The 25,725-nt window shown below is 51.5% G+C and carries 25 protein-coding genes; 11 read left to right on the top strand and 14 right to left on the bottom strand.

The features are described 5' to 3' along the window. Positions 1 to 4 precede the first annotated feature (4 nt). The 9 genes from rimI to HZ297_RS09030 all read right to left on the bottom strand — a co-directional run bounded on the left by rimI (position 5) and on the right by HZ297_RS09030 (position 8,302). Positions 5 to 487, bottom strand: a complete 483-nt coding sequence (rimI, locus tag HZ297_RS09070) for a ribosomal protein S18-alanine N-acetyltransferase (protein ID WP_218644596.1) — start codon at positions 485 to 487, stop codon at positions 5 to 7. 48 nt (positions 488 to 535) lie between these two features. Then, complete coding sequence (locus tag HZ297_RS09065) at positions 536 to 1,072, bottom strand: hypothetical protein (RefSeq protein WP_178862986.1); 537 nt, start codon at positions 1,070 to 1,072, stop codon at positions 536 to 538. 8 nt (positions 1,073 to 1,080) lie between these two features. Next, positions 1,081 to 2,625: a 2-isopropylmalate synthase gene (locus HZ297_RS09060; protein ID WP_178862984.1), complete on the bottom strand. Its 1,545-nt coding sequence runs from the start codon at positions 2,623 to 2,625 to the stop codon at positions 1,081 to 1,083. 2 nt (positions 2,626 to 2,627) lie between these two features. After that, entirely contained in the window at positions 2,628 to 3,464 is an 837-nt protein-coding gene (gene pssA / locus HZ297_RS09055; RefSeq protein ID WP_178862982.1) for a CDP-diacylglycerol--serine O-phosphatidyltransferase, read from the bottom strand. A gap of 110 nt (positions 3,465 to 3,574) precedes the next feature. Beyond that, positions 3,575 to 4,885 carry a UDP-glucose dehydrogenase family protein gene (locus tag HZ297_RS09050; RefSeq protein WP_178862980.1) on the bottom strand — a complete coding sequence of 437 codons (1,311 nt, stop codon included), beginning with the start codon at positions 4,883 to 4,885 and terminating at the stop codon, positions 3,575 to 3,577. Further along, positions 4,882 to 6,513 carry a glucose-6-phosphate isomerase gene (gene pgi, locus HZ297_RS09045; protein WP_178862979.1) on the bottom strand — a complete coding sequence of 544 codons (1,632 nt, stop codon included), beginning with the start codon at positions 6,511 to 6,513 and terminating at the stop codon, positions 4,882 to 4,884. Before pgi ends, HZ297_RS09050 begins: the two co-directional genes overlap by 4 nt. A 65-nt stretch (positions 6,514 to 6,578) precedes the next feature. Then, positions 6,579 to 7,463 carry a UTP--glucose-1-phosphate uridylyltransferase GalU gene (gene galU / locus HZ297_RS09040; RefSeq protein WP_178862977.1) on the bottom strand — a complete coding sequence of 295 codons (885 nt, stop codon included), beginning with the start codon at positions 7,461 to 7,463 and terminating at the stop codon, positions 6,579 to 6,581. An 85-nt stretch (positions 7,464 to 7,548) separates the two neighbouring features. Next, the gene (locus HZ297_RS09035) at positions 7,549 to 8,082 is read right to left on the bottom strand and encodes a DsrE/DsrF/DrsH-like family protein (RefSeq protein ID WP_178862975.1); all 534 of its coding nucleotides are present in this window, start codon (positions 8,080 to 8,082) and stop codon (positions 7,549 to 7,551) included. Positions 8,083 to 8,086: 4 nt separating this feature from the next. Next, complete coding sequence (locus HZ297_RS09030) at positions 8,087 to 8,302, bottom strand: sulfurtransferase TusA family protein (protein ID WP_178862973.1); 216 nt, start codon at positions 8,300 to 8,302, stop codon at positions 8,087 to 8,089. A gap of 164 nt (positions 8,303 to 8,466) precedes the next feature. Between HZ297_RS09030 and HZ297_RS09025 the strand changes: the two genes are divergently transcribed. The 5 genes from HZ297_RS09025 (at position 8,467) to soxA (ending at position 12,302) form a co-directional block, all read left to right on the top strand. Beyond that, positions 8,467 to 9,924 (top strand): beta-barrel assembly-enhancing protease, encoded by a 1,458-nt coding sequence (locus tag HZ297_RS09025; RefSeq protein WP_178862971.1) that lies wholly within the window; start codon positions 8,467 to 8,469, stop codon positions 9,922 to 9,924. Between the two features lie 190 nt (positions 9,925 to 10,114). Next, positions 10,115 to 10,495 (top strand): sulfur oxidation c-type cytochrome SoxX, encoded by a 381-nt coding sequence (gene soxX / locus HZ297_RS09020; RefSeq protein ID WP_178862969.1) that lies wholly within the window; start codon positions 10,115 to 10,117, stop codon positions 10,493 to 10,495. Between the two features lie 40 nt (positions 10,496 to 10,535). Beyond that, complete coding sequence (gene soxY, locus HZ297_RS09015) at positions 10,536 to 11,003, top strand: thiosulfate oxidation carrier protein SoxY (protein WP_178862967.1); 468 nt, start codon at positions 10,536 to 10,538, stop codon at positions 11,001 to 11,003. Between the two features lie 63 nt (positions 11,004 to 11,066). Then, the gene (soxZ, locus tag HZ297_RS09010; RefSeq protein WP_178862965.1) at positions 11,067 to 11,375 is read left to right on the top strand and encodes a thiosulfate oxidation carrier complex protein SoxZ; all 309 of its coding nucleotides are present in this window, start codon (positions 11,067 to 11,069) and stop codon (positions 11,373 to 11,375) included. A gap of 96 nt (positions 11,376 to 11,471) precedes the next feature. Beyond that, the gene (gene soxA, locus HZ297_RS09005) at positions 11,472 to 12,302 is read left to right on the top strand and encodes a sulfur oxidation c-type cytochrome SoxA (protein WP_178862963.1); all 831 of its coding nucleotides are present in this window, start codon (positions 11,472 to 11,474) and stop codon (positions 12,300 to 12,302) included. A 168-nt stretch (positions 12,303 to 12,470) separates the two neighbouring features. Here soxA and HZ297_RS09000 read toward each other — a convergent pair whose 3' ends face one another. Together HZ297_RS09000 and ilvD are read right to left on the bottom strand one after the other, a co-directional pair. Next, positions 12,471 to 12,869 carry a tellurite resistance TerB family protein gene (locus HZ297_RS09000; RefSeq protein ID WP_178862961.1) on the bottom strand — a complete coding sequence of 133 codons (399 nt, stop codon included), beginning with the start codon at positions 12,867 to 12,869 and terminating at the stop codon, positions 12,471 to 12,473. 12 nt (positions 12,870 to 12,881) lie between these two features. After that, positions 12,882 to 14,741 carry a dihydroxy-acid dehydratase gene (ilvD, locus tag HZ297_RS08995; RefSeq protein WP_178863109.1) on the bottom strand — a complete coding sequence of 620 codons (1,860 nt, stop codon included), beginning with the start codon at positions 14,739 to 14,741 and terminating at the stop codon, positions 12,882 to 12,884. A gap of 166 nt (positions 14,742 to 14,907) precedes the next feature. Here ilvD and argA point away from each other — a divergent pair, with 166 nt between their 5' ends. Then, positions 14,908 to 16,194, top strand: a complete 1,287-nt coding sequence (argA, locus tag HZ297_RS08990; protein ID WP_178862959.1) for an amino-acid N-acetyltransferase — start codon at positions 14,908 to 14,910, stop codon at positions 16,192 to 16,194. A 52-nt stretch (positions 16,195 to 16,246) separates the two neighbouring features. Further along, entirely contained in the window at positions 16,247 to 16,864 is a 618-nt protein-coding gene (gene rnt / locus HZ297_RS08985) for a ribonuclease T (protein WP_178862958.1), read from the top strand. A 103-nt stretch (positions 16,865 to 16,967) separates the two neighbouring features. On the opposite strand, the gene grxD is transcribed toward rnt, so the two are convergent. Both grxD and HZ297_RS08975 read right to left on the bottom strand, forming a co-directional pair. Beyond that, a complete protein-coding gene (gene grxD, locus HZ297_RS08980; protein ID WP_178862956.1) occupies positions 16,968 to 17,312 on the bottom strand; it encodes a Grx4 family monothiol glutaredoxin in 345 nt (114 codons plus the stop codon). Positions 17,313 to 17,430: 118 nt separating this feature from the next. Then, positions 17,431 to 19,245 carry an N-acetylglutaminylglutamine amidotransferase gene (locus HZ297_RS08975; protein ID WP_178862954.1) on the bottom strand — a complete coding sequence of 605 codons (1,815 nt, stop codon included), beginning with the start codon at positions 19,243 to 19,245 and terminating at the stop codon, positions 17,431 to 17,433. 262 nt (positions 19,246 to 19,507) lie between these two features. On the opposite strand from HZ297_RS08975, the gene HZ297_RS08970 reads away from it, so the two are divergent. The 3 genes from HZ297_RS08970 to coaE all read left to right on the top strand — a co-directional run bounded on the left by HZ297_RS08970 (position 19,508) and on the right by coaE (position 23,294). Next, positions 19,508 to 20,392, top strand: coding sequence for an alpha/beta hydrolase (locus tag HZ297_RS08970; RefSeq protein ID WP_178862952.1), 885 nt, complete (start codon positions 19,508 to 19,510; stop codon positions 20,390 to 20,392). 108 nt (positions 20,393 to 20,500) lie between these two features. Beyond that, on the top strand, positions 20,501 to 22,666 hold the full coding sequence (locus tag HZ297_RS08965; RefSeq protein ID WP_178862950.1) for a bifunctional diguanylate cyclase/phosphodiesterase: 2,166 nt from the start codon (positions 20,501 to 20,503) through the stop codon (positions 22,664 to 22,666). Next, positions 22,653 to 23,294 (top strand): dephospho-CoA kinase, encoded by a 642-nt coding sequence (gene coaE, locus HZ297_RS08960; RefSeq protein WP_178862948.1) that lies wholly within the window; start codon positions 22,653 to 22,655, stop codon positions 23,292 to 23,294. The genes HZ297_RS08965 and coaE overlap by 14 nt, the downstream gene beginning before the upstream one ends. Positions 23,295 to 23,385: 91 nt before the next feature. Here coaE and HZ297_RS08955 read toward each other — a convergent pair whose 3' ends face one another. Beyond that, positions 23,386 to 24,345 carry a Nudix family hydrolase gene (locus HZ297_RS08955; protein ID WP_178862946.1) on the bottom strand — a complete coding sequence of 320 codons (960 nt, stop codon included), beginning with the start codon at positions 24,343 to 24,345 and terminating at the stop codon, positions 23,386 to 23,388. Positions 24,346 to 24,502: 157 nt separating this feature from the next. On the opposite strand from HZ297_RS08955, the gene hisC reads away from it, so the two are divergent. Beyond that, the gene (gene hisC, locus HZ297_RS08950) at positions 24,503 to 25,564 is read left to right on the top strand and encodes a histidinol-phosphate transaminase (protein WP_178862944.1); all 1,062 of its coding nucleotides are present in this window, start codon (positions 24,503 to 24,505) and stop codon (positions 25,562 to 25,564) included. Positions 25,565 to 25,725 lie beyond the last annotated feature (161 nt).

The following is a 25,725-nucleotide window of genomic DNA, read 5'->3' as shown; positions in this document are numbered from 1 at the left end:
ACTTTCAAAGAGGACAAGACATCAAAATCGCGTCCTCTTTGGTTTCAACCAACGCGCCCTTTTCCTCGTCCCATTCATGGCAACGGTAATAATTGGCACGCACTCCGTCACGGTTAAAGCCGCAACGTTCATAAAGCTTCAACGCCGCTTCGTTCGAACCTCTCACCTCCAGGAACATGATATTGAAATCACTTTCCTTGAGCTTGCTTTGCAATGTTTGCAACGCCTGTTTCCCCAACCCTCTGCCCTGGAACTTAGGCGCCACGCAGAGATTCAGCAGATGCGCTTCATCCAATACCGTCAGAACGCACGCATACCCCAAACCTTCACCGTCGGCATTGCAGAAAATATAGTTCAACCCCTGATCCAGGCTGTTCTCAAACCCTTGCAGACTCCAGGGAAAGTCATACGCCTGCTGCTCAATCTGCAACACCCAGTCAAGGTCACTTTCCTGCATATTACGCAAGTAACTCAGTTCCATCATCATGTAATTAACTTAAAACTATCAGAAATGTGTATCGGAAAGGGAGTGGAATCAGGCGCGCATCAGCGTTTCGTAGAAGTCGCGCTTGGCATAAGGGTCGGCCAACATATCGCTTAAACTGGGTACTGTCAACACCGCAAAGCCTTCGGCCAACTGTTCGGACAACGCGTGCTCCGGCGCCATAGACAACACCTGCTCGACATCCAACGCCATGATCTCCTCCAAGGTGGTAAAAACCGCCTCTTCGGAACTCAATACATCGGTATCGAAATAGGTCACCTGTTCTTCGGGCCAAGCGAACGCCCGGCAGATGTTCAGCCACAGTTGCCATTCGAGCGCCTCGTCGTTCTCCCAAATGGCATTCAGACCGCTGCCGATCAACACCAAACCGGCTGGCTCAAGCTGATGCCGTTCAGATAATACCGAAACAGGTGCCAACGACTGCGTTTTCAGCGAAACCGCTTCACCTTGCCCTCTGGATTCCACAACCGCGGAGGCGTTTTTTTGCGCCTGCCAAAACTCAGCAGGCCGGGTCTGCCAGACCTGGCCGCCGAGCTGTACAAACAGATCAGAGGAGAACTTGACCACGACCGAACTTATACCGGCGCTTGCGGATGAGCTTTGGCGTTGCCCGCCAGCAACTTGTTCAGGGCATTGATATAGGCTTTTGCCGAGGCGGTGACGATATCGGTATCCGCCCCCTGCCCGTTGACGATGCGCCCTGCCAATTCCAGACGCACCGAGGTTTCACCCATCGAATCGGTACCGTTGGTGACGTTGCTGACCGAATAAAGTTCCAGCGTCGCCCCCGACTTCACCAGGCTTTCAATCGCCTTGAAGGTGGCATCCACCACGCCGCCGCCATCGGCACGCGCACTGTTCTCTTCGCCATTCACCCACAAGGTCACTTCCGCATGCGGACGCTCGCCGGTTTCGGTCGCCACCTTCAAAGCCACCAGACGGTAGATTTCATTTTCGGCGCGCTCGGCGGAACTGTCGGTCACCAACGCCTGCAGATCTTCGTCGTAAATCTCATGCTTGCGATCCGCCAACTCTTTGAAACGGCCAAAGGCGTCATTCAACTCCTGCTCGGTGTCAAAGGTCACGCCCAGTTCTTCCAGGCGGCTGCGGAACGCATTGCGGCCGGAATGTTTGCCCAGCACCATCTTATTGGTCGTCCAGCCCACATCTTCGGCGCGCATGATTTCATAGGTTTCGCGGTGCTTCAGCACGCCATCCTGATGAATGCCCGACTCGTGCGAGAACGCATTGGCACCGACAATCGCCTTGTTGGGCTGTACCGCAAAACCGGTAATGCCCGACACCAAGCGCGAAGCCGCCAGAATTTCACGGGTGTTGATACGCGTATCCACCGTAAAGATATCCTGCCGCGTCTTGATAGCCATAACCACCTCTTCCAAAGCGGTGTTACCGGCACGCTCGCCCAGGCCGTTGATGGTACATTCGATCTGGCGCGCGCCGTTCTGCACCGCTGCGAGCGAGTTGGCCACCGCCAGTCCCAAATCGTTATGACAGTGCGCCGAGAAAATGGCTTTATCGGAATTGGGGATACGTTCGATCAGCGTCTTGAACAAAGCGCCGAACTGGTCGGGCACGTTATAACCGACCGTATCGGGAATATTGATGGTCGTCGCCCCCGCGGCAATCACCGCCTCAATCACGCGGCACAGGAAATCCGGCTCGGAACGCCCGGCATCTTCCGGTGAAAACTCGACGTTGTCGGTATAGTTTCGTGCCTTTTTGACCGCCCAGACGGCACGTTCCACCACTTCATCCGGCGTCATGCGCAATTTCTTTTCCATATGGATCGGCGAGGTGGCGATAAAAGTATGGATACGCCCGGAATTCGCCGGTTTGATCGCCTCGCCGGCGCGCATAATGTCGTTTTCCACCGCGCGCGCCAGACCGCAGACAGTGCTGTCCTTGACCACCGAAGCCACCGCCTTGACCGCCTCAAAATCGCCGGGGCTGGCCGCCGGAAAACCGGCTTCAATGACATCGACCCGCAGCTTTTCCAGCTGTTTGGCAATACGCACCTTCTCTTCCTTGGTCATGGAAGCGCCGGGGCTTTGCTCACCATCGCGCAAAGTGGTATCAAAAATAATGACTTGTTCTTTCATTTTCAGTGTTTCTCTTCTGAGGCGGTATCGAACCCGGCCTGTTGAGTTTTCGGCGTGCTGTTTTCGGCAATCGCTTCTGCCGGTGCCGCAACATTCTCCGCGGCCTCTTTTTTATGCTGCTTGCGCAATTCGCGGGTTTTCTTCAATGCCAGCAAGGTCATCGTCGGGCCGGAGATCGCATAAACCAGGAAAATCAGGAACAGGAACATCGCCGGCTTCAAGGTGATGACCACCGCCACCAACACGATCAGAATCAGGGTCACAAACGGCACTTTGTCTTTCAGGCTCAACTCTTTGAAAGAACTAAAACGCACATTGCTGACCATCATAATACCTGCAAACAGCGTTAGCAGCAGCGCCGCAAACGGCACGGTGGCGTTTTGCATCTGATTGGTTTCGACCATCCACACCAGTCCGGCCAACAATGCTGCGGCTGCCGGGCTTGGCAGTCCCTGAAAATAGCGTTTGTCGGCAATGCCCACCTGGGTATTGAAGCGCGCCAGGCGCAAGGCCGCCGCCGCCGTATAGATAAACGCGACGACCCACCCCAGTTTTTCAAAATCCTGCAAGGCCCATTGATAAACCAGCAAGGCCGGCGCAAGGCCAAAAGAAACCATATCGGACAGGCTGTCATATTCTGCACCAAACGCACTGGTGGAGTTGGTCATACGCGCTACACGCCCGTCCAGACCGTCGAAAATCATCGCCACAAAAATGGCGATGGCACCCGCCTCAAAATGCCCCTGCATTCCGGCTATGACCGCATAAAAGCCGGCAAACAGGGCCGCGGTTGTCATCAAGTTGGGCAGTAAATAAATGCCACGTTCAAACGGTTTCATAACACTCTCTTTCAACTAATTTAAATGTGAAATAGGCAGACGGCTGCTATTCTACTCTTTTTTAGGCTCGGCAATAAACCGGGCACGGCTTTATTAGCGAATCAAACCGCTCAGACAATCTCACCGCGCCCGACACCGAAGTAGCGGAAACCGCGTTCCATAACGCGATCCGGTTCATAGATATTGCGCCCGTCAAAAATCACCGGCTTGCGCATCAGCTGCTTCATGCGTTTAAAATCCGGATTCCAGAACGCTTTCCACTCGGTCATAATCAGCAAGGCATCCACGTCTTGCAACGCCTCATACATATCGTTTACCAGCTCCAAGCCTTCTGGATGATGCCAATGGGCGGCAAAGTCTTTCATGGCTTTGGGGTCATAGGCTTTCACAATGGCGCCTTGTTCGACAAACGCCTCGATGGTCTTCAAACTGGGTGCATTTTCGACCGTGGAGGTATTGGGTTTGAAAGACAGACCCCAGACCGCGATTTTACGCCCTTTCAAGCGCGTATCAAAAAAGCGCCACGCCTTGCGAAACAGCACCTCTTTCTGGATTTCGTTATTGCTGAGCACTGCTTTCAGCAGATCGGCATCATAACCCTTGCTCTGTAAGGTACCGACCAGGTTTTTGACATCGGCAGCAAAGCTCGGCCCGCCAAAACCGCAGCCCGGGTAGAGGTAGTTAAATCCGATACGATGATCAGAGCCCAACCCCTGGCGCACCTCTTCCATGTCGATATTGAAATGCTCGGCATTATTGGCCAGTTCGTTAATCAAGCTGATTCGCGTTGCCAAAAGCGCGTTGACTGCGTACTTGGTGTATTCGGCGGCACGCGTACTCATGACTTTAAATTGATCGATGACACGGTTGAACGGACGCATCAGATCACGCACCTGCTGAATCGCTTGCGGATCATGACTTCCCAAAATAATGCGATCCGGCTTGACGAAGTCGCTGATGGCCGAACCCTCACTGATAAATTCCGGCATGGCCACGACCGCCACTTTAGCGACCAAACCGCGCTGCGCAAACGCCAGCTTGATTTGCGCCTCGAAACGGTCCGCGGTGCCGATCGGAAATGAGCTTTGATTGACCACCAGCACATCCCCTCTGGCCTGTTCGCCAATGGTTTTGATGACCTCTTCGGCACGCTCCAGGCGCCAGGACGGCATACTCAGAATCAGCACTTCGCCATGCGCGACGCCTTTTTTCCAATCCCCCTCAAACTGCAAACGCCCTTCTTCGACCTGCGATTGCAACAAACCGTCCAATCCCGGTTCATTGCGCGGCAGAACCCCGCGCTTCAAATCGTCCACCTTGACCACGCCTATCGGCAAGGCCAGCACCTGATTACCGGTTTGAGCCAGGGCGCCGGCCGTCACCAGACCGCTCAATTCGCAACCAAATACCGATACTTTCATTTTGCAATCCTCTTAATCAGGTTTTGGGTGGATGAATCAAAGGCCTCGGATAAAGCAACATCTTTAATGGCTGCATGGGTTTCTTTGGCGATCAGCTTGCCAAGCTCCACCCCCCACTGGTCAAACGGATTGATCTCCCAGATGACCGCTTCCACAAAAGTCTTATGCTCATACAGCGCCACCAACATTCCCAAGGTTTTGGGTGAAATGGTTTTTAACAAAATCGTATTGGAAGGCTGATTGCCGGGATAATGTTTGAAAGGTGAATCGAACTTGGCCTTGATCGACTCGGGAATGGCGGCATCTCCCAACATCAACACGCGTGACTGGGCAAAACAATTGGCCATAGCCAGTTGATGCTGATAACGCAAGCTGTGATCTTTTTCCGTACCGGCATCCGTCTTGAAATCATCACGTTCGACGGGCGCGATAAAATCGCACATGACAGACTGGGTACCCTGATGCAGTAGCTGATAAAACGCATGCTGCGCGTTCGGCCCTACCTCGCCCCACAGAATCGGGCAGGTTTTGTAGCCTACCCGCTCACCGGCGCGATTGACCGACTTCCCGTTGCTCTCCATGACCAGCTGCTCAAAATACGCCGGCAAATACTTCAAACGGGCGTCATACGGCAAAATGGCCTTGGCCTGAATATCCAGAAAGTTGATATTCCAGATATCGATCAATCCCATTAAAACCGGTATATTCTGCGACATAGGGGCCGAGCCGAAATGCTTATCCAGCAGATGTGCGCCCTGCAACATCTCCCTGAATCCGTCCATTCCCACTTTCAGCGCAATCGGCATACCAATCGTCGACCACATGGAATAGCGCCCGCCTATCCAATCCCAAAACAACAGCTGATTATCCTCCGGAAGCCCCCATTCGCTCATTAAATCAGGACGGGTCGAGACCCCCAGAAAATGTTGGGACAACAGGGTTTGCGAATCTGCAATCTTCTCTTCCAACCAATCCTTTGCAGTTTCCGCATTGGAAAGGGTATCAATCGTCGTAAACGATTTGGAGGCGAGAATAAAAAGGGTGGTTTCCTGATTGAGATGGTTCAATAGATTGGATGTCTGCGTGCCGTCAATCGACGAGATGAAGTGCAAATTCACCGGCGACTCAATCGTCTGCAAAGCATGGGTGACCATCAAAGGCCCCAGATCAGACCCACCGACACCGATGTTGACGACATCGGTAATCGGCTTACCGCTGAAGCCGCGCCAGTGGCCGGAGCGGATCTTGTCGACGATTTTGGCCATTTTCTGCAGCTGCAACTCGATATCGGCCTGCACCTCGGCCGCCACACCCTGCACATCCTCACCTTCTGCCCGCGCGGCGGTATGCAGCGCCGGGCGCGCTTCCGTATCATTAACCACATCGCCGGTCAGCAGACGGCTGATCCAATCCGGCAACGCTTGCTGTTCAGCCAGGGCTATTAATAAAGAGAGGGTTTCCTCGGTAATGCGATTCTTGGAGTAATCCAAAAACAATTCGTCCAACTCAATGGAGAAGTGTTCCGCACGATGCGCATCGGCAAACAACGTTTTTAAATGCTGCTGCCCCGCTCCGTCCTGGCAATGTTTCTGCAAAGCCATCCACGCTTGACTATGTTGCACCCCCATTCATCCCCCTCTTTGACTTCAACTGTCCTGATTTATCGTTGAACCACTCATCTCATCCGGCAATATCAACGCGCCTGCAAGTCAAGTGACATCAGATATTCTCTAAATGTATCGCCGAGTTTGGCGTCGCGCAACGCATATTCAACATTGGCCTGCAAATAACCGTGCTTGTCGCCGCAATCGTAGCTTTTACCGCCTTTGAACTCAAACCCGAACATCACCTCTTCCTGCAATAACGCATCCATGGCATCGGTGAGTTGAATCTCGCCGCCGGCCCCCGGTTGGGTATGCTTCAACAAGCTCATCAAGCGCGGCGTAAAAATATAACGCCCCACTACGGACAAATTGGACGGCGCCTCGTTGACCTTGGGCTTTTCAACCAATCGCGTAATACGCAAGTCCGGCCCCTGCACTTCGGCGATACCATACTTTTCAACCTGGTCGTCCGGCACCTCCTCCAGCGCCACCACACTGGTGTGCAATTTCTGATAGGTATCGACCATTTGTGCCAGACAACCTTTCTGCGGATGGTGCATCAATACATCCGGCAACAGTACCGCAAAAGGCTCATCTTCGGCGATCACCGGCGAGGCGCACAAAATGGCATGCCCCAAACCCAAGGCTTCCGGCTGACGCACGCTCACTAAGCGAACCCCTTCCGGAGTGATTTCCCGTAACGGCAGCAGACGTTCCTGCTTGCCGCGCAGCGCCAATTCGGTTTCCAGCTCATAGTGCTTGTCAAAATGGTTTTCGATGGCGCCCTTGCTGGAATGAGTCACCAAAATAATATCGGTAATGCCCGCCTCAGCCGCTTCATGCACAATATATTGAATCAATGGCTTGTCGACGACGGTCAACATCTCTTTGGGGATGGCTTTGGTGGCCGGTAAAAAACGCGTGCCCAGTCCGGCAACCGGAAGCACTGCTTTAGTAAGGGGTTTGTAAGACATTTTTCTCTCTAAATTTAATCAATAACTATATTCAAATCGTAGCAACGCTGACACAGACGCATCAACCACAAGCGGTCTGCGCCTTTTAAATAAACAGGCTCTGATTTTCAGGCGTATGCACAAAATAGGTGGGCGCTCCGGCAAATTCGATGCCGTCGATAAAATCATCCGCTTCAAAACCGAACAGGTCGACGGTCATTTGACATGCCGTCATCTTGACCCCCAATTCAAGGCAAAGTGCGCGCAATTCGGCTATCGGCATCTGCCCCTGCCTGGCCATCTGCTTTTTAAAGCCATGCGTTACCAGTGTCGCCATCCCCGGCAAGGTCCACACCATGCCCGGCAACGCCCGATTCCAATCAATGCGCTTAAACCAGTCCGGACCGTGCGGACTGCGGATAATCATGTCGGGGCGCCCCAGAGGGGACACTTTTAAGCCGCGCGTATCCTTTAACAAACACTGCAGACCATAAAAACTGAAAAACAGCTCAACCCTTTTGTCCATCACTGCCGCACTGCTTGCCAGAATAAACGTGGCATAGGCCCAATCCAAGGTACCTTTGGAGTGGATGATGCTGAACTGTGCGGGCAAACTATCGGAATGGGGCTGTGTATGCATAAAATCATCCATGAATTTGGAATTGAATGGGGACATTATCGCTGACAAGCTGACATGCCAGCCCTTTTTGAAGGCAAAAAGCGGGAATATCCTTCAACGCCCCTCTATCAGAAACCGACACGAGAAAAGGCCGGCTCTGACCGGCTGTTTCAGCCAAATATTTTTTTAATTTAATCAGCGGCATTGGACAGGCCAATCCGGTTAAATCCAAGCATTCCATCTTGATTCCATCCAATAAAAATGAAAGTGACTAAAGTCTGGATTTATATTATCACATAACCCATAGATTGCACTTTAACCCTATAATAAACAGAAATATCGCCCAAGCCCGCGCTACCCGGCCTGCTGAGTTTATTTTTCCCTCAATCAAACGACAGACACCTGATGAACTTCTCGACACTCACCTACCCTTTTTGGTTGACCACAGGTCTGATGTTAGCCTGCCTGTTATGCACGCCCCCCGTAAAAGCGGAAACGCTGCCAAATCTTGGCTCCAGCGACTTAGTCGAATATACCCCCGAAAAAGAGGCCGAACTTGGACGCGCCTTCACGGCAGCACTGCATGAAGAATATCAAATCGTCTCGGATGCCGACATTAACAATTACATTCGTCGAATAGGGCACAAAATCGTCCAACACACAGGGGAAAATCGACACTTCGCGTTTTACGTCATCGACGAGCCGTCGATCAACGCCTTCGCAGGACCCGACGGCGTGATAGGCATCCATACCGGACTCATCCGAGCCGTACGCAGCGAAGACGAACTGGCCTCGGTCATCGCCCACGAAATCGCCCACGTGACCCAGAATCATCTATCACGACGCTATGAAGCGCAATCCGGCAGCAACCTGGCGAGCCTTGCCTCATTTATTGCCGCGATACTGGTCGGATCACAGAACGCCGAAGCCGGCATGGCGGTACTCATGGGAAGCATGGGGGCTTCCATGCAACAACAACTGAAATTCTCACGCGCCCACGAATCAGAAGCCGATTTTACCGGCATCGCCTACCTCTACAAGAGCGGTTACAACCCGTTTGCAATGGGCGACTTTTTTGGGCGTTTGGCGCAGGAGTACCGCAACAATGAATTCAAACCGCTTGAAATCCTCTTAACCCATCCCGTCACAGAGCACCGTTTAGCAGAGGCTAAAAACAGGGCCTATAGTTTCCCGCCTCTGATATTCAAGGCCGATGAAGAAAGCCTCAACCTGATTAAACTGAAGCTTAAAGCCATCAGCAAGCACGAGGATCCCACCCTGCCGGCAACACTAAGCGAAACGCAGACGTGCTACTGGAAGAGTTTACAACGGACAGACACTCTGAACATTACGGCAGATAACTCAGCGCCAATCTTTGATTGCTTACAACAAGCCATCAAAAACAACCCGACGCAGCGTCTATTCCAAACCCGATTGTTAGCATTAGCCAACCTGCAAACCAACCAGCCGGAATTCAACCCCCAAAAGCAAGCCGAATTGACACTCGAACTGTTTCCACAAGACAGCGCGGTAATCATGGAGTATGCAAAACTGCTGGAAAAGACAGGCGACACCGACAAGGCCATCAGCGTACTGGAGTCCAGAATACCCACTCTCAAATACCAATACGACCCATACAAATTATTAGCCATGCTCTATCAAAATCACCATAAGACAGCGCACGCCTACCTTGCCGAAGCACAAGCCTACTTCAATATCGGCAACCTCAAGCGTACGCAGATTTATCTCAAAAACGCGGAAAACGAAATGCCGCCAACAGACGAAAAACTCAAACAGAAAATAGCCGCGTTTAAACTAAATAACGCCAACCTGTTGAAAGAGAAGCATAAAGAAGAAAACTGAGAAACGCGCCATAAGAATTTATTAAGTTTTTATTAAATAATACTATGGGAATTTCGAGCAAAAAACTTGCGTTTCGATTTTTACTGGGTAAGCTAAGTCTCCAAGAGCAAATTTTGTTCAAAAACTATAAGAAACCCGAATACCAAACTATATAAACGGGAACGTAATAAAACTCTTTAGGAGGAGAAGAATGTTGAATTCTAGCATGAAGAAGTTGTTGACTGCTTTAGCACTTACATCTGTTGTAATGACGCCTGTAGCTGCAAACGCTGCAGATGCCGCAAAAACTTTGACACCCGTTGAACAAGGCAAGAAATTGGCTTTTGACCGTTCAAAAGGCAATTGCTTGGCTTGCCACATGACGGGTGACGGGGCTATGCCAGGGAATATCGGACCTGCATTGATTGCAATGAAGCTTCGCTACCCTGACAAGCAAAAGCTATTCAACAAAGTTTGGGGCACACCTGAAACTCAGACTGTACCAAACAGCATGATGCCTCCATTTGGACAACATGGAATCCTTACGGATGATGAGATCAGCAAAATTGTTGATTACATCTACACTCTGTAATTTTTATTGATCAAAACCTTAACCGGGAGTTTAAAACCTTATGAAACGTAGATCTTTCCTTAAAGGTACCCTTGCAACTGGCGCAGCTGCTGTAGCAGTTAATGCTGGTCTACTAACACCAAGCACTGTTCTGGCTGACTGGAATGCTAAAGCATTCGCAGCTAAAACAACTGATGACGCGCTAAACAGCGTATACGGTTCAGCTGCTGCCGCTGCTTCTGGCGACATCAAACTGAAAGCGCCAGCTATCGCTGAAAACGGTGCTGTAACTCCTGTTACTGTTGACGCTACTTCAATGAGCGGTGTTGAATCTATCGCTATCATGGCTAGCAAAAACCCAATGCCTCTAGTTTGTACTTACAACTTCGGCGCTGCTGCTCAAGGTTATGTTTCTACTCGTATCAAAATGGGTGAGACTATGAATGTTATCGCTATCGTTAAAGCTGGCGGAAAACTATTCAAAGCAGAACAAGAAGTTAAAGTAACTATCGGTGGTTGTGGCGGTTAATCCCCACTCGTAAACTATCACTAAGTTTATATAGACACTGAAGAATTAGTAAAAGGATAAAACATGGCTATCAATATCAGAATGCGTGGTAAAGCAAAAGGTGGCGTTGCAGAAGTTAAAGCGCTAATCAAGCACGAGATGGAATCTGGCGTGCGTATGAACAAAAAAACTGGTAAACCATACCCAGCTAAGTTCATCAACAACGTTAAAGTAACTGTTAACGGTGTAGAAGCAGTTAACTCTGACTGGTCTGGTGCAGTTTCTGCTAACCCATACATGGCAATCATGCTAAACGCTAACAGCGGTGACGAAGTTAAAATCTCTTTGACTGACAACACTGGTGACACTGGTGAAGAAACACTGAAAGTGTAATTTACTAAGTGGTATGCCTGCTAACTAGCAGGCATACACAGCTTGCCAAATAAAATAATAAAAGAAATAAACAGAGCTCTCGGACGGAGGATTGGAATGAAAAAAGCGTTACTAATCGCCTTATCATTGGGTGTATCGGTTACTGCCACAACTACTATGGCAGCTAACGTAGACCCTGAAACAGACCGCGCACAGCAAGTCGACTATTTCAAGGCTAAATTGCCAAAAGTTGATGTTGCTGACTACAAAGATGGCGCGTACATTTATTCAGCAGACAAAAAGGCTCAATGGGAAGCCATCGAAGAATTCCCTCCATACACTGATGCAGTCGATGCAGGTGAAGCAGCTTGGAACAAAGATAAAGCTGTTTACGAAAAATGCTTCGGCTCCGACGTTACACAAATCCGTGCAAAATACCCCTACTTTGACAACGCTGCCAATACAGTTGTGACTCTTGAAGGTGCTATCAACAAGTGCCGTACCGACAATGGTCTGAAAGAGTACAAGTGGGAAAAAGGTGATCTTGCCAACGTAAGCGGTTATCTAGCTTATCAAGCACGCGGTCAACAGATTAACGTCAAGATTGACAGCGAAGGCGCAAAAGCAGCCTATAACAAAGGCCGTGAAATCTATTTGACGCCTCGTGGTCAGCTAAACCTGTCTTGTGCTAAGTGTCACACTTACAACTCAGGGCGTTTGGCTCGTTCGAACATCTTGTCTCCGAGCGTAGGTCACACTACTCACTTCCCGGTATACCGTGCGGGCAACCAGTTCCTGAGCACGCTTCACAACCGTTACGTGGGATGTATGAAAAACATGCGTGCTACACCATTCAAAGCTCAGAGCGAAGAGTTTAAAAACCTAGAGTTCTTTGAAGCTTACATTTCTAATGGTTTAGAAATCAATGGTCCAGGCTACCGCGAGTAATCCTCACGGCTTCGCCTTAAGAACCCAGCACTCTGCTGGGTTTTTTATTGTCTGAACTTTCTACCTGCCTGTATCTTTAAATCCGGCCATAACCAACGGCGCGCTACACAGATTCTAGCTATAAAAAAACCGGCTAATGCCGGCTTATAACAAGAACTTGTGAAGGCTTCAGTACTTCAGCATCTCTTCGCCTTCGTAAATCCAATCGAATCCCTGACGAACCCAATTTTCAATGCGCATGAGCAGCTCAGGATCATTCAATCCCATCTTTTGGGCGATCATAAATACCTTGTCCTGCTCTTCTTTACCAAAGTGACCATCTTTATAGGAGATTTTAATAATCTCCTGCAAGGTAATCACTCTGGACTGCTTGCTATCCAACTTCTGAATCGACTCGCTAATATTAATATTAGCCTTATTAAGATCATATTGAATACCATAGGCATCGCTAAAGTCTTTCAGATACTGAACTTCTTCCTCGGATACATCATTGTCGGCTGCCGCAATATAGGCCGCCAAGTCAAACACAACCTGACGCTGTTCTTGGGTTAAGCGATCTGCAAACATTCCCTACTCCACTTATTTATTGCGTTCAATTTGATCTACATCACGCACAGCGCCAAACGCAGCGCTAGTCGCCATGGCCGCATAGGCTCTCAAAGCGGCAGAAACCTTACGTGTTCTTGGCGCACTCGGCTTCCAGGCATCGCGCCCTTTCGCCTTCATTGCCAACCGGCGCTCAGCCAACTCTTCATCGCTCAATCTTACATTAATTGTACGATTCGGAATATCGATCTCAATGATATCGCCATTTTCCACCAAACCAATATTGCCACCTTCGGCCGCCTCAGGTGACACGTGACCGATCGACAGTCCTGAAGTCCCGCCAGAGAAGCGCCCATCGGTTAACAATGCACATTCCTTGCCCAAGCCTTTCGACTTTAGATAGCTCGTCGGATAAAGCATTTCCTGCATCCCCGGGCCACCCTTCGGTCCTTCATAACGAATAATAACGACTTCACCGGCCTGGACTTCATCCCCCAGAATGCCCGCAACCGCTGCATCCTGGCTTTCGTAAATACGCGCCTTACCGGTAAATTTGAAGATTTCCTCGTCTACACCCGCCGTTTTAACGACACAGCCATCCTGAGCGATATTGCCGTACAATACCGCCAAACCGCCGTCTTTGGTATAGGCGTGCTCAACGCTGCGAATACAACCGTTTACCTCATCCTTGTCAAGCTCCTTCCAGCGCTTGTCCTGGCTGAAGGCTACTGTGGTACGAACATTACCCGGAGCCGCCTTAAAGAATTTTTCCACGGCCGGATTATCGGTTCTGCGGATATCCCACAACTCCAGTGCCGCCCCCATAGTCGAGGCATGCACCGTACCCACATCGGTATGCAGCAGATCACCGCGCTCTAGCTCACCCAGAATGCGCATAATGCCGCCGGCGCGATGCACGTCTTCCATATGATAAATCTTGGAGTTCGGTGCCACTTTTGACAAACAGGGAACGCGGCGAGAGATATGATCGATATCCGCCATCGTAAAGTTCACTTCCGCTTCACGTGCAATCGCCAACAGATGCAAAATGGTATTGGTCGAACCGCCCATGGCCACATCCAAAGACATTGCGTTTTCAAAGGCTTCAAGCGTAGCAATCGAACGTGGCAGAACGGAATCGTCATCCTGCTCATAATATTGCTTGGTGATTTCAACAATACGGCGTCCGGCTTCCTCAAACAAATGCTTGCGATCGGCGTGCGTGGCCAGCGTCGTACCGTTACCTGGCAAGGCAATACCCAAGGCTTCCGCCAGACAGTTCATCGAGTTGGCGGTAAACATCCCCGAGCAAGAACCGCAAGTTGGGCAGGCCGAGCGTTCGACCTCTTCGACATCACTGTCCGAACAGTGGCTGTCGGCGGCCATGACCATCGCATCCACCAGATCCAGCTTGATACCTTCGCCACCCAACACGGTCTTGCCCGATTCCATCGGACCGCCGGTGACAAAGATGGTCGGAATATTCAGACGCATCGCCGCCATCATCATGCCCGGCGTAATCTTGTCGCAGTTGGAGATACACACCAGCGCATCTGCACAGTGCGCGTTACACATATACTCCACCGAATCCGCAATCAGGTCGCGTGATGGCAACGAGTACAACATACCATCATGTCCCATCGCGATACCGTCATCCACGGCAATGGTATTGAACTCTTTGGCGACACCACCGTGCTGTTCGATCACGCGTGCGACCAACTGCCCCATGTCCTTGAGGTGCACATGCCCCGGTACGAATTGTGTGAATGAGTTGGCAATAGCAATAATCGGCTTGCCAAAATCCTGAGTTTCCATTCCTGTGGCACGCCACAGAGCACGGGCACCGGCCATGTTACGGCCGTGGGTACTGGTTCTTGAACGGTATTGCGGCATTTCAAACTCCTTAAAGCTGAGCAATGATTTCACAATCACTGCGGGGCTGTTATACTCTTAAAACTATTTGGCATTATTTTCGCATATCTGACTTTAAGATACCTAGGATATGACTCAATCGGCGCGGTTTTTTCATCAATCCGCCATTACTGACACGTGACAGGCCATGCAGAAATCTGAACTCGAATTCATCAATAGTCTTAGACAATCGTCTCGTTACATAGAACAACACCGCGAGAAAACCTGTGTTATCTACCTGCCTGGCGAACTGCTCATCACCGCGGAGAGCCGCAAACAGTTGGCACAGGATGTCGGACTGTTACACAATCTGGGCCTGAAAATAGTGTTGGTGATGGGAGCCACCCCGCAAATCAACGATGCGCTGCAAGATGCCGGCTTAAACTGGCAAACCCACCGCCATTTCCGTATCACCAGCAGCGAACTGCTACCGGTTTTTCAGCAAACCATCGGCAGCGTGCGCAGTCAGGTCGAAGCCAGTTTCAGCCAGGCCAACTGCATGCAACCCACCCCGCTGACGATCACCTCCGGCAACTGGGTCATCGCGCAGCCAAAAGGGGTCATTGACGGCGTTGACTACCAACATACCGGCAAATTAAGAAAAATCAATCATCAGGCCATTTCCGCCAACCTCAATGCCGGCCAGATCACCCTGCTGACCCCATTAGCCTATTCACTGACGGGTGAGATTTTCAATCTCAATACACTGGAACAGGCCTGCGAAGTGGCTTCCGCCCTCCAGGCGGACAAGCTGATGATTTTCACCACGCCGGAAGAGATGGCCGGCCTGCCGAAACAACTCAGTGTGCCGGAACTCCATCAGCTGATGCAATCACCGCAAAATGCCGAACAGGAACACCTACTGAAACAGGTTCGCAAAGCCAGTGAAAAGGTGCGCCGCATCCATTTAATGGATAAACAGGATCCCAGCGCCATTCTGCTCGAACTCTTTACCCGCGACGGCGTCGGCACTCTGGTATTCAGCGACCGCTATCACCAGGTTCGCCAGGCTAGCATCGAGGATGTCGGCGGCATACTCGACCTGATCGCCCCGCTTGAACAGCAAGGCGTGTTGGTCAAGCGTTCGCGCGAGTTGCTGGAACTGGAAATCGAAAACTTCATCGTGCTCGAACGCGATCACCTCATTATCGGCTGCGCGGCACTTTATCAGCATGAAAACGGTTTTGGCGAGCTCGCCTGTCTGGCGGTGCATCCGCAATATCAGGGCCAGGAACTCGGCGAAGAGCTGCTCAACGCGATTGAGGCCAAAGCCAAACACACCGTCATCAACAAGTTATTCTTATTGACGACCCATACGCACCACTGGTTTATCGAACACGGTTTTGCTTTGAGCGCGGTGAACGCACTGCCTGAAAAGAAACAGCAACTCTATAATTATCAACGTAACTCCAAAGTACTCATTAAGCCTTTATAATGGTGCTTTCTAACTCCACTCTTTAATGCTGCCAAAGCAGCTAAAGCAGCCCATGTCACGAATTACCCATATTAAAGAGCGCTTTCGCGGCTTTCTGCCGGTGGTGGTCGATGTTGAAACCGCGGGCTTCAACGCCGACACCGATGCCCTCATCGAAATGGCCGTGGTCACACTCAAGATGGACCATAACGGCGATCTATTACGCGACGCGACCTTCGCCAAAAACATTCTGCCGTTTGAAGGCGCCAACCTTGACCCCTCCGCTCTCAAATTCATCGGTATAGATGACCCTTATCATCCTTTTCGCGGGGCCGTGAGCGAAAAGCTGGCGTTGCAGTATCTGTTTGCCCCCATTCAGCAACAACTCAAGGAGACAGGTTGTACGCGTGCGATTTTGGTCGGTCATAATGCCTTCTTTGATCTGGGCTTTGTCAAAAAAGCCGCCGAACGCTGCCAACTGAAATCACCGTTTCACGAATTCAGCACCTTCGATACAGTCTCACTTGCCGGACTTGCCTACGGTCAAACGGTGCTGGCCAAAGCCGCCGAAAAAGCCGGTATGGCGTGGGACAATGCACAGGCCCACTCCGCGGTGTATGACACCGAAAAGACCGCAGACCTGTTTTGTGAAATTGTCAACCAATGGCCGCTTTATCGGGAAGTCGACTGAACCCGGCCTGTTGAGTTTTTTTGCGGCATAAAAAAACGCCCCGTGTGGTTTGTCACACGGGGCGTTTATTTTTAGAGAACCGAAATCAATCAGGCGAAATCAATCAACCTTGCGCAGCGGCATTCGCTTTTGCCATCATCTCTTTCAAATCTCCCGCTGCCGCCAGTTCCAGCGTAATATCACAGCCGCCTTGCAGTTCGCCGCCGATGTATAGCTGCGGGAAAGTCGGCCAATCCTGATATTTCGGCAAATATTCAAAAATCGCCGGATCGGCCAAGACATTCACAAATGCAAATTTTTCGCCGGTTTCCATCAATGCCTGCGCGGCACGGCTCGAAAAACCGCATGACGGCATCTGCGGGGTGCCTTTCATATACAGTACCACCGGATTATTCGTGACCTGATCGTGGATGCGCGCGAGTGTTTCTTTTTCCAAAGCTTCTGACATGGTGACTCCTTCTGCAAAGCCCATTAAACGGTTGTGTAATTTCATACTATTTTACTAGGTTATACTCTAAAAATACAGCCCAATATAGATTCGACTTATATGGAATTAGCAATGCTTATTACAATGTCTTATCCACATGCATCTGCAACCAATATTCCAATAAAGCGGCGTGCCACAACTTGCTGCCCTGAATGGCCGTAAATGCCTCAGGGGCCTCAGGATTGTCCAACAGTCTCTGCAACGCGGCTTCATTAAAGATGCCGCGTGCCTGGGCCTGCGGGCTGGTCAGCACTTTTTTCATGAAATCGTAGAACTCACCGCGCACATACTTCAATGCCGGCATCGGAAAGGCCACCTTGGGACGGTCGATCACCGCATCGGGAATCAAGCCTCGTGAAATGCGCTTTAGCAGGTATTTGCCGTTCTCTTTCAGTTTCAACTCCGGCGGCGCCGACATGACCAGTTCCACCAGCTTATGATCCAAAAACGGCACGCGCGCTTCCAGCCCCCAGGCCATCGTCATGTTATCGACGCGCTTCACCGGATCATCCACAATCAGGGTGGTTACATCCAGACGCAACACCTGATCCAAAAAGGTGTCCGCACCGGGCTCGGTCAGCCGGTCGCCGATGTAATCGGAGGTCACGTCCCCCACATGGTATTGCGGATTGATGACGTCCAGCCACTCCTGATGCGAGCGGTCGAAATAATAAGGTCTGAAAGCCGCTAGCGCCGCCTGCGGATTGGTCAGATCGATCCCTTCACCGGCCGATGCCATTTTCGGATACCAGAAATAACCGCCAAACACTTCGTCCGCCCCTTGGCCCGACATCACCACTTTGACGTCCTGAGCGACCTGTTCGGACAACAGATAAAACGCCACCGCATCCTGCCCCACCATCGGCTCGGCCATGGCCGCCACGGCATCAGACAAGCGCGGCAGCACCTCGGTATTGGAGATCAGGTATTTTTTGTGATCGGTATTGAAACGCTCCACCACCTTGTCGGAAAACTCAAACTCGCTGCCTTTCTCTTCCGGCGCATCTTCGAAGCCGATGGAAAAGGTTTTGATATTTTTAACGCCGGCTTCATGCAACAAACCCACAATCAGACTGGAGTCGATACCGCCGGACAGCAACACCCCTACCGGCACATCCGCCGCCGTCAAACGCTTGTGGACCGCTTCTTTGAGCGACTCATGCACCGCATCCACCCAGGCCTGCTCAGTTTTGGGCGCATCGGCGCCCTGCGGTCGTTTTGCCTCTAAAAACCAGAAACGTTTCTTGTAGATCTGCCCGTCCGGGTTGACGATCATCCAATGCCCGGGTTCCAACTTGCGAATCCCCTTAAGAATCGTATAGGGCGCCGGAATCACGGCGTGCAGCGTCAACTGATGATGCAACCCCACCGGATCAATCGATGTATCGATGTCGTCCGCCGTCAACAGTGCCTGGGTATTGGACGCAAAACGCACCCCTCCCTTGACCGGCGCATAATAGAGCGGCTTGATGCCCATGCGGTCTCTGGCCAGCAGCAGCTGGTGCGTGTCATCATCCCAGATTGCAAACGCAAACATCCCTTCAAAACGGCTCACGCACTCCATACCCCATTGACGGTACGCCTTTAAAATGACCTCGGTGTCAGAGTGCGAATGGAATTCGTGGCCGAGCGCCTGCAGCTCGGCGGTGAGCGCCTGATAGTTGTAGATACAACCGTTGAAAACCAAGCTCAGCTCTCGGTCACGCATCGGCTGATGGCCGCCATCTGTCAAGTCAATAATCGACAGGCGGCGATGCCCCAAGCCTACATGATCCTGCACCCAGGTGCCGCCATCATCCGGCCCGCGGCGTTCCAGTTCGCTCAACATCGGCTTCAGGCGCGATTCGCTCGCCAATTGGCCATCCCAGTAAATTTCTCCACAAATTCCGCACATCGATTTATTCCTTACCTTGCTGACGGATCTAAATATCCAATGATTGACACCATTGTATCAAAACCTGTGTTTTGAACATGGATCAGCTTAGGCAATGACGCAGACATCCATTTATCGCCCTAGAATCACCATAACCAACATGGAACGCCATAAAATAAGTAATTGACCTTAAAAAGGAATACTATTTCCTAAGCTGTTTACCTGTATTGGAAGTTCTGCTAATCTTTACCCAACCTTAGAATTCGCAGTAAAAAGGCAACGCATGTCTCAACAGATAAATTTTCTCAGAACCCTCCAACGGATTGCCGTTTTACTTGCGTCGCTCTCCGTTTCCGCGTTTGCACAGGTCGTCACCCACACGATTCCCGGCCATGACCTGAAAGCCGAGGCCGAATTTTTCAAGGGCGAGGCAAACAAACCCGCCGTGCTTATTCTGCATGGTTTTCTGACCACCAATCAGTTCCATACCGTCAAATCCATGGCCAACGCCATGCAAGAAGGCGGCTACACCACGCTCAGCCCGACACTGACTTTGAACATCAACCTGCGCAAACAATCGGTTAAGTGCAATTCCATCCACACCCACACCTTGCAGGACGACATCAACGAGATTGAAGCCTGGATCGCCTGGCTTAAACAGAAAGGTTATCAGGATATCGTGCTTGTCGGCCACTCCAGCGGTAGCCAGGAACTTCTGGCCTATCTGGAACAACAACAGGATCCGGCGATCAAATTAGCCATTTTCACGAGCCTGTTCTATCTGAATGGCCCTGAATTGGGGACACAGTCGTCAGATATCGCTTATGCGACACAAGCCATCAAAGAGAACAAACTCGCCCCCCATAAATACAGTTTTCTTTTCTGCAAAAAAGACTATTACGCCACCCCGGAGAGCTTCCTCTCCTACCAGAAGCTGGATCGCGCCTATATCCTCAAACAGCTTTCCAATTTAACCATTCCCTCTTATACTCTTATGGGAAGTGCCGACAAGCGCCACCTAGATGTGGGATTGGACTGGTTGGACGAGTTAAAAAACACCCCTACCCACCTGATCGTAGTGGAAGGCGCCAACCACTTCTTCTCCAGCGAATATGAATTTGACCTACAAGAACAACTGATTAAAATTCTTGGCCAACACTTTAAATAACCTCATTCCGGGCACTTTGTGAAAACAAAATATACATTAAAACTCACACAGCCAAGCCACTTCTATTTTGTCTCGTTTTTAACTATTGGAACCCTGCTACTATCGCTGATGATCTGGTCCTTTTATAAAGAGGGCAAGGCATTGCAGGCTTCCATGCTGCAGCAGACCCACAAAGAGGCCCAGCAGGAACTCTTTAAAGCGCTCAATCACACGCTGAACACCACCTACGAGCAGCTGCAGACCCTGGCCGACTGGGACGAAGTCCACCAGCAGCTGCACAACCCGAGTTATTACTTCTTCTGGCACGACGAACGCTTCAAAGAGAGCGCCTATTTCCAACCCTACTACCAAGAGATCGAGCTTTATAACCGCAAGGGAAGCCTGCTGGCGCCGGCCTCGCCGCAAAGCGATCTCGACAGTCTGCTGCCGGAGCACATCGACACCCTCCCCAAGGCCAGTCTGAAGTTTTCCCGCAACGACTTGCCCTATGTGGTGGTGTTTCATCCGATTTACCAACGCGACAACCAGGAACTTCTGGGATACGTCGGTCTCGCGCTGGATATCAAACAAGCCCTGCTCAAACAGAACCAGTTTTTTTATCTGGATAAAAGCTCGCTGATCTTTGAACCTAGCCCATCACTGTCAACCGAAGCGGTCATCGACCATATCCAGTTCAAAGCGGTGGACAATCCAGTCAACTTCTATTTGTGGGAGCTGATCCAGAAATTTATTCTCGAACTCATCGTCACCCTGGCGTTGGTGGCCGGCCTGGTCATGCTGCTGCTGAACAAGCTGATGCGCTCGCCGCTGATTACGCTCTCGAACTACCTGCACGCTCTTAAAGCCAATCCCAACAGCGAACAGCGTCCTCCCGCCGAAACCTTCTGGCTTAAGGAGCTGGAAGAATTTAAAGAAACGCTGTTCGAATTTCATCACAACCTGCAACAGACCCAGACACAGCTCGACCAGCAGAACCTGATTGTCTGGGAACAGGCGCGGCGTGACCCTTTAACCAATATCTACAATCGACGCGCGTTCGACGAGGCCTGGAACGAAGTCATCCAAAACTATCATAAGCACCCGATTGCCACCGCCTTCATGCTATTTGACTGCGACTTCTTCAAGGCGCTCAACGATACCTACGGCCATGAAATCGGCGACGAAGTCATCCGCATCTCCGCCAAGGTCATCCAGCAGGCACTGCCGCTGGAAAGTCCGGCCTATCGCATCGGCGGCGATGAATTTGCCGTGATTATCCAACACCGCACCGAAAAAGAGATTCTGGAAATCGCCGAGAAGTGCCTGGTGGCATTGAACGACTATCCGTTCCAGAGCATCGGCATTAAGGAAAAAATGACCTTCAGCATCGGCATCAGCAGTCTTGCCACCCAGAAGGAAGACTTTCTGACCAACCTGCCCCGCCAGGCCGACATTGCGATGTACAAGGCCAAACAGTCGCATACCAGCAAGATTCAGACTTACAACCTCATGCTCGAAACCGAAGCCAGCGCCCTGGTTTCCAACAAAGTCATCAACCGCGTGGTTTCCAGCGCCCATACCGGCAAACACATTCAGCTGCATTTTCAGCCTATCGTGTCGCTGAGCAACCCAACCTTCTACTACGAAGCCCTGCTGCGCATTGAAGGCGAAGAAGGTCTCATTCAGCCTTACGAAATCTTCAAGGTCATCGAACGCCGCCGCTTGGAAGTCGAGATCGACCAGCAGGTCATACTCGCCGCACTCGAGGTACTAAAAAAAGGACAGCTGCCCGAACGCAGCGGGCTGTCCATCAACCTCTCCGGCAAAACGCTGCTGCAGCCCAACCTGGTTTCGCTGTTCGAGCCCTTCCTGCCGCTATTGCAACGCTATAAAGTGGTTATCGAAATTACCGAAAACGTGCTCATCGACCATATCGAATACGCCCAAAAAGTGCTCAACAAACTGCGCCAGCAAGGCTTCAAAATCGCGCTGGACGACTTCGGCAGCGGTTACTCGTCAATCCGCTATCTGGCCAGCATGCCGGTTGATATCATTAAATTCGATATGTCGATGAGCCGCGCCCTGGGCTCCGACAGCAAAACCCAGCAGATCATTATGGCGACGGCGGATATGATTATCCAAGCCGGATTCGATCTGGTCATGGAAGGGATCGAAGACAGCCACATGCTCGAACAGGCCCGTCTGGCAGGCGCCACCCATGTGCAGGGTTATCTGCTGGGCAAACCCGCGCCCGACTTCACGCCGCCATCCCTTCAAGCCCATGAAGAGGCTTAAAGTCATCGGTTTGACCGGCGGCATCGGCAGCGGCAAAAGTACCGTTTGCGGCCTCTTGGCCGAGCACCATGCGGCGATTATCGATACCGACCAGATTGCCCGTGAAGTGGTGCAACCGCATAGCGAGGGATTACGTCAAGTCATCGCCGAATTCGGCCAAGACTATTTGACCGAGCAAGGTGAACTCGACCGCGCCAAGCTGCGCGCCACGATCTTTGCCGATCCAACCCAAAAACAGCGCCTGGAAGCCATTTTGCATCCATTGATACGCCAAACCATGCTGGCAGAGATTGAAACCTGCCAACAGCGTTGGCAACAAGGTGAACCTATCGCCGCGATTGTCGTGGCCATCCCGCTTTTGGTGGAAACACTGCAAGGCGAAAAACCCGACTATCTAGACGAAATCTGGGTGGTGGATTGTGACGAAGCCACGCAACTGACGCGCGCCAGCCAACGCGACGGCCAGACAGCCGCACAGATTCAAGCCATCATCCAACAACAGGCCAGCCGTCAACAACGCCTGCACTGGGCCGACCGTATTATTGACAACAACGGCGATCAACAGGCGCTGCAGCAGCAACTTAGCGAACATTTGCCCGAATGGTTTATGTTTGACAACGCCGCTTAAAACGCACAAATCCGCCTTTTAAAAACTCAACAGGCCGGGTAAACAGCTTGCTACCCGGCCTGTTGAGTTTTTTTGACGCAAACAAACGCGTTTAAACCGATTCCGGCCAAGCCCCTTTGGTCAGCGCCACACCCTGTGCGCCGTGCGCTTTAGCCTCTTCCTTATCACTCATTTTCATGCCGCCCAACGCATAGACCGGCACCGGCAGTTGCGTAATCATCTCCGCCATACCGTCCCAACCCAGTGCCTGCAAATCGGGATGCGCCGCCGTGGCCTTGATGGGGGATAACGTCAAAAAATCCGCCTGCAACTGCAACGCCGCCTGTGCCTGCGACAGATCATGCACCGATACCGCCAACAGCTTGTCATCGGAAATCGGACGCCTTGCATAGGCCCCCGCCTGCTTGGAAGACAACTGGATCCCCGCCGCCAACGGCACCCGTTCCAGCCACGCCGGTTCGGCATTCAACAACAGCTTGGCGCCGTGCAGATGGGCCAGTTCCGCCATGTCGTTGGCCAGCGTTTCAAAAGCGGCATCATCCATGCCTTTGGCCTTTAACTGCGCCAGACGCACGCCATCCTGCAAGGCTTTTTCAAAACGGGCCAAGGCATCTTCGTGGTCAATAAAATCACCGACGCTCATGTAAATATCCGGCAATAACAAGGCTTGAACGATGCCGCGATTGGCTTCGGGAAAGTTCACCTTCGCCAGATCGTCCACTGCACACCACAACAACGCCTGTCCCTCTTTGCCGTGGGCTTCACCCTCAAACTGCGCGGTTTCATAAACATGCAGCCGCACCGCGACCTTTTCATAACGCCAAGGCACCACCATGACCGGCTTCCAGGCGGCGGTTTGAACGCCGATTTCCTCTTTGAACTCGCGCTCTAAAGCGGCTTCAACGCTTTCACCCGCTTCGATCTTACCGCCGGGAAATTCCCAGAAATCCGCCAGGTGCTGATGCGCCTGACGCTGCGTCAAACAGATCTTATCCTGCTTGCGCAGCACCCCTATCGCCACGTCAATCCAGTTGATGGTTTCCTGCTGCATAGTGTTCCTTCAATCCGTTTAAAAAATCTCAACAGGCCGGGTCAGGCCCATTCCTTGATGGATTATTTTATCGCAAGCGACTCTATAGATTTAAACCTTCCCGCCCGGCTTGGGTTAAAATACAGCTCATTTCATCTAATTTACAGTGGATCACGCTATGAGTCAGTTTTGGAGCCCGATCGTTCACAAACTCACCCCTTATGTGCCCGGCGAGCAGCCGAAGGTCAGCAATCTGGTCAAACTCAACACCAACGAGAACCCATACGGCCCCTCGCCAAAAGTGTTGGCGGCGATTGCGGCGGCCAATAATGACTCTTTGAAGCTCTACCCCGATCCCAATGCCGAAGCCTTGAAACAGGCGATTGCCAACTACCACGCGCTTGACGCCAATCAGGTGTTTGTCGGCAACGGTTCCGACGAAGTCTTGGCGCACGCCTTCCAGGCACTGCTCAAGCACGATGCGCCACTGCTGTTCCCTGATATTTCCTACAGTTTCTATCCGGTGTACTGCGGTCTTTACGAAATCGATTACCGCCAGATTCCGCTGAACGACGCCTTTGAAATCGACGTTAACGATTACAAACAAACCTGCGGCGGGATTATCTTCCCCAATCCTAACGCGCCGACCGGCCGAGTGCTGCCGTTAGCCGCGGTGGAAAAACTGTTGCAAATGCACCCACATGCGGTGGTGGTGGTCGATGAAGCCTATATCGACTTCGGCGGGGAGAGTGCCGCCAAATTGATCAACCAATACGCCAATCTGTTAGTCGTGCAAACCCTCTCCAAATCGCGCTCATTGGCCGGTATCCGCGTCGGCTTTGCGCTGGGGCAGGCGCATCTGATCGAAGCGTTGGAACGCGTCAAAAACAGCTTCAACTCCTACCCGTTGGACCGTTTGGCGATTCCGGCCGCCATCGCTGCCTTTGAAGACGAAGTCTATTTCCAGCAAACCTGTGGCAAGATTATCGCCACCCGCGAAAATCTGGTCAGCCACCTCACCTCTTTGGGCTTCGAAGTGCTGCCATCTGCGGCCAACTTCATCTTTGCACGCCACCCTGAGCACGATGCGGCACAACTCGCGCAAGCGCTGCGTGAAAACGCGATTATTGTGCGCCACTTCAAACTGCCGCGCATCGACCAGTTCCTGCGCATTACCATCGGTAATGACATTGAAAACGCCCGTCTGTGCGAAGTCATGAGCCAGATTGTCGCCAAGTAAGCCACCAAACTAAGCGCATAAAAAAACCGGATTGAAATGAAGTGACCCCCAAATGTTGGACACCAACTTTGGGGGTTTTTCATGTCCAAATACAGTCGCAATACAAAAGTCACCATAGCAAAGCGCTATCTTCAGGGCGAAAATTCTACCGCTCTCTCAAC

The sequence above is a fragment of the Thiomicrorhabdus cannonii genome, from assembly GCF_013391695.1.
GTDB lineage: Bacteria > Pseudomonadota > Gammaproteobacteria > Thiomicrospirales > Thiomicrospiraceae > Thiomicrorhabdus > Thiomicrorhabdus cannonii.
Note: the sequence above shows the minus strand (reverse complement) of the source record. Positions and strands in the feature narration are given on the sequence as shown.

Excerpts from the sequence above, each read along its gene's own strand:
- HZ297_RS09025 (WP_178862971.1), top strand. The coding sequence starts at position 8,467 with ATGAACTTCTCGACACTCACCTACCCTTTTTGGTTGACCACAGGTCTG.
- coaE (WP_178862948.1), top strand. The coding sequence starts at position 22,653 with ATGAAGAGGCTTAAAGTCATCGGTTTGACCGGCGGCATCGGCAGCGGC.
- ilvD (WP_178863109.1), bottom strand. The coding sequence starts at position 14,741 with ATGCCGCAATACCGTTCAAGAACCAGTACCCACGGCCGTAACATGGCC.
- soxA (WP_178862963.1), top strand. The coding sequence starts at position 11,472 with ATGAAAAAAGCGTTACTAATCGCCTTATCATTGGGTGTATCGGTTACT.
- rimI (WP_218644596.1), bottom strand. The coding sequence starts at position 487 with ATGATGATGGAACTGAGTTACTTGCGTAATATGCAGGAAAGTGACCTT.
- HZ297_RS09030 (WP_178862973.1), bottom strand. The coding sequence starts at position 8,302 with ATGGAATGCTTGGATTTAACCGGATTGGCCTGTCCAATGCCGCTGATT.
- rnt (WP_178862958.1), top strand. The coding sequence starts at position 16,247 with ATGTCACGAATTACCCATATTAAAGAGCGCTTTCGCGGCTTTCTGCCG.
- soxY (WP_178862967.1), top strand. The coding sequence starts at position 10,536 with ATGAAACGTAGATCTTTCCTTAAAGGTACCCTTGCAACTGGCGCAGCT.
- HZ297_RS09000 (WP_178862961.1), bottom strand. The coding sequence starts at position 12,869 with ATGTTTGCAGATCGCTTAACCCAAGAACAGCGTCAGGTTGTGTTTGAC.
- HZ297_RS09050 (WP_178862980.1), bottom strand. The coding sequence starts at position 4,885 with ATGAAAGTATCGGTATTTGGTTGCGAATTGAGCGGTCTGGTGACGGCC.
- grxD (WP_178862956.1), bottom strand. The coding sequence starts at position 17,312 with ATGTCAGAAGCTTTGGAAAAAGAAACACTCGCGCGCATCCACGATCAG.
- pssA (WP_178862982.1), bottom strand. The coding sequence starts at position 3,464 with ATGAAACCGTTTGAACGTGGCATTTATTTACTGCCCAACTTGATGACA.
- hisC (WP_178862944.1), top strand. The coding sequence starts at position 24,503 with ATGAGTCAGTTTTGGAGCCCGATCGTTCACAAACTCACCCCTTATGTG.
- pgi (WP_178862979.1), bottom strand. The coding sequence starts at position 6,513 with ATGGGGGTGCAACATAGTCAAGCGTGGATGGCTTTGCAGAAACATTGC.
- HZ297_RS08955 (WP_178862946.1), bottom strand. The coding sequence starts at position 24,345 with ATGCAGCAGGAAACCATCAACTGGATTGACGTGGCGATAGGGGTGCTG.
- HZ297_RS09060 (WP_178862984.1), bottom strand. The coding sequence starts at position 2,625 with ATGAAAGAACAAGTCATTATTTTTGATACCACTTTGCGCGATGGTGAG.
- argA (WP_178862959.1), top strand. The coding sequence starts at position 14,908 with ATGCAGAAATCTGAACTCGAATTCATCAATAGTCTTAGACAATCGTCT.
- HZ297_RS09035 (WP_178862975.1), bottom strand. The coding sequence starts at position 8,082 with ATGCATACACAGCCCCATTCCGATAGTTTGCCCGCACAGTTCAGCATC.
- HZ297_RS08975 (WP_178862954.1), bottom strand. The coding sequence starts at position 19,245 with ATGTGCGGAATTTGTGGAGAAATTTACTGGGATGGCCAATTGGCGAGC.
- soxZ (WP_178862965.1), top strand. The coding sequence starts at position 11,067 with ATGGCTATCAATATCAGAATGCGTGGTAAAGCAAAAGGTGGCGTTGCA.
- HZ297_RS08965 (WP_178862950.1), top strand. The coding sequence starts at position 20,501 with ATGATCTGGTCCTTTTATAAAGAGGGCAAGGCATTGCAGGCTTCCATG.
- HZ297_RS08970 (WP_178862952.1), top strand. The coding sequence starts at position 19,508 with ATGTCTCAACAGATAAATTTTCTCAGAACCCTCCAACGGATTGCCGTT.
- galU (WP_178862977.1), bottom strand. The coding sequence starts at position 7,463 with ATGTCTTACAAACCCCTTACTAAAGCAGTGCTTCCGGTTGCCGGACTG.
- soxX (WP_178862969.1), top strand. The coding sequence starts at position 10,115 with ATGTTGAATTCTAGCATGAAGAAGTTGTTGACTGCTTTAGCACTTACA.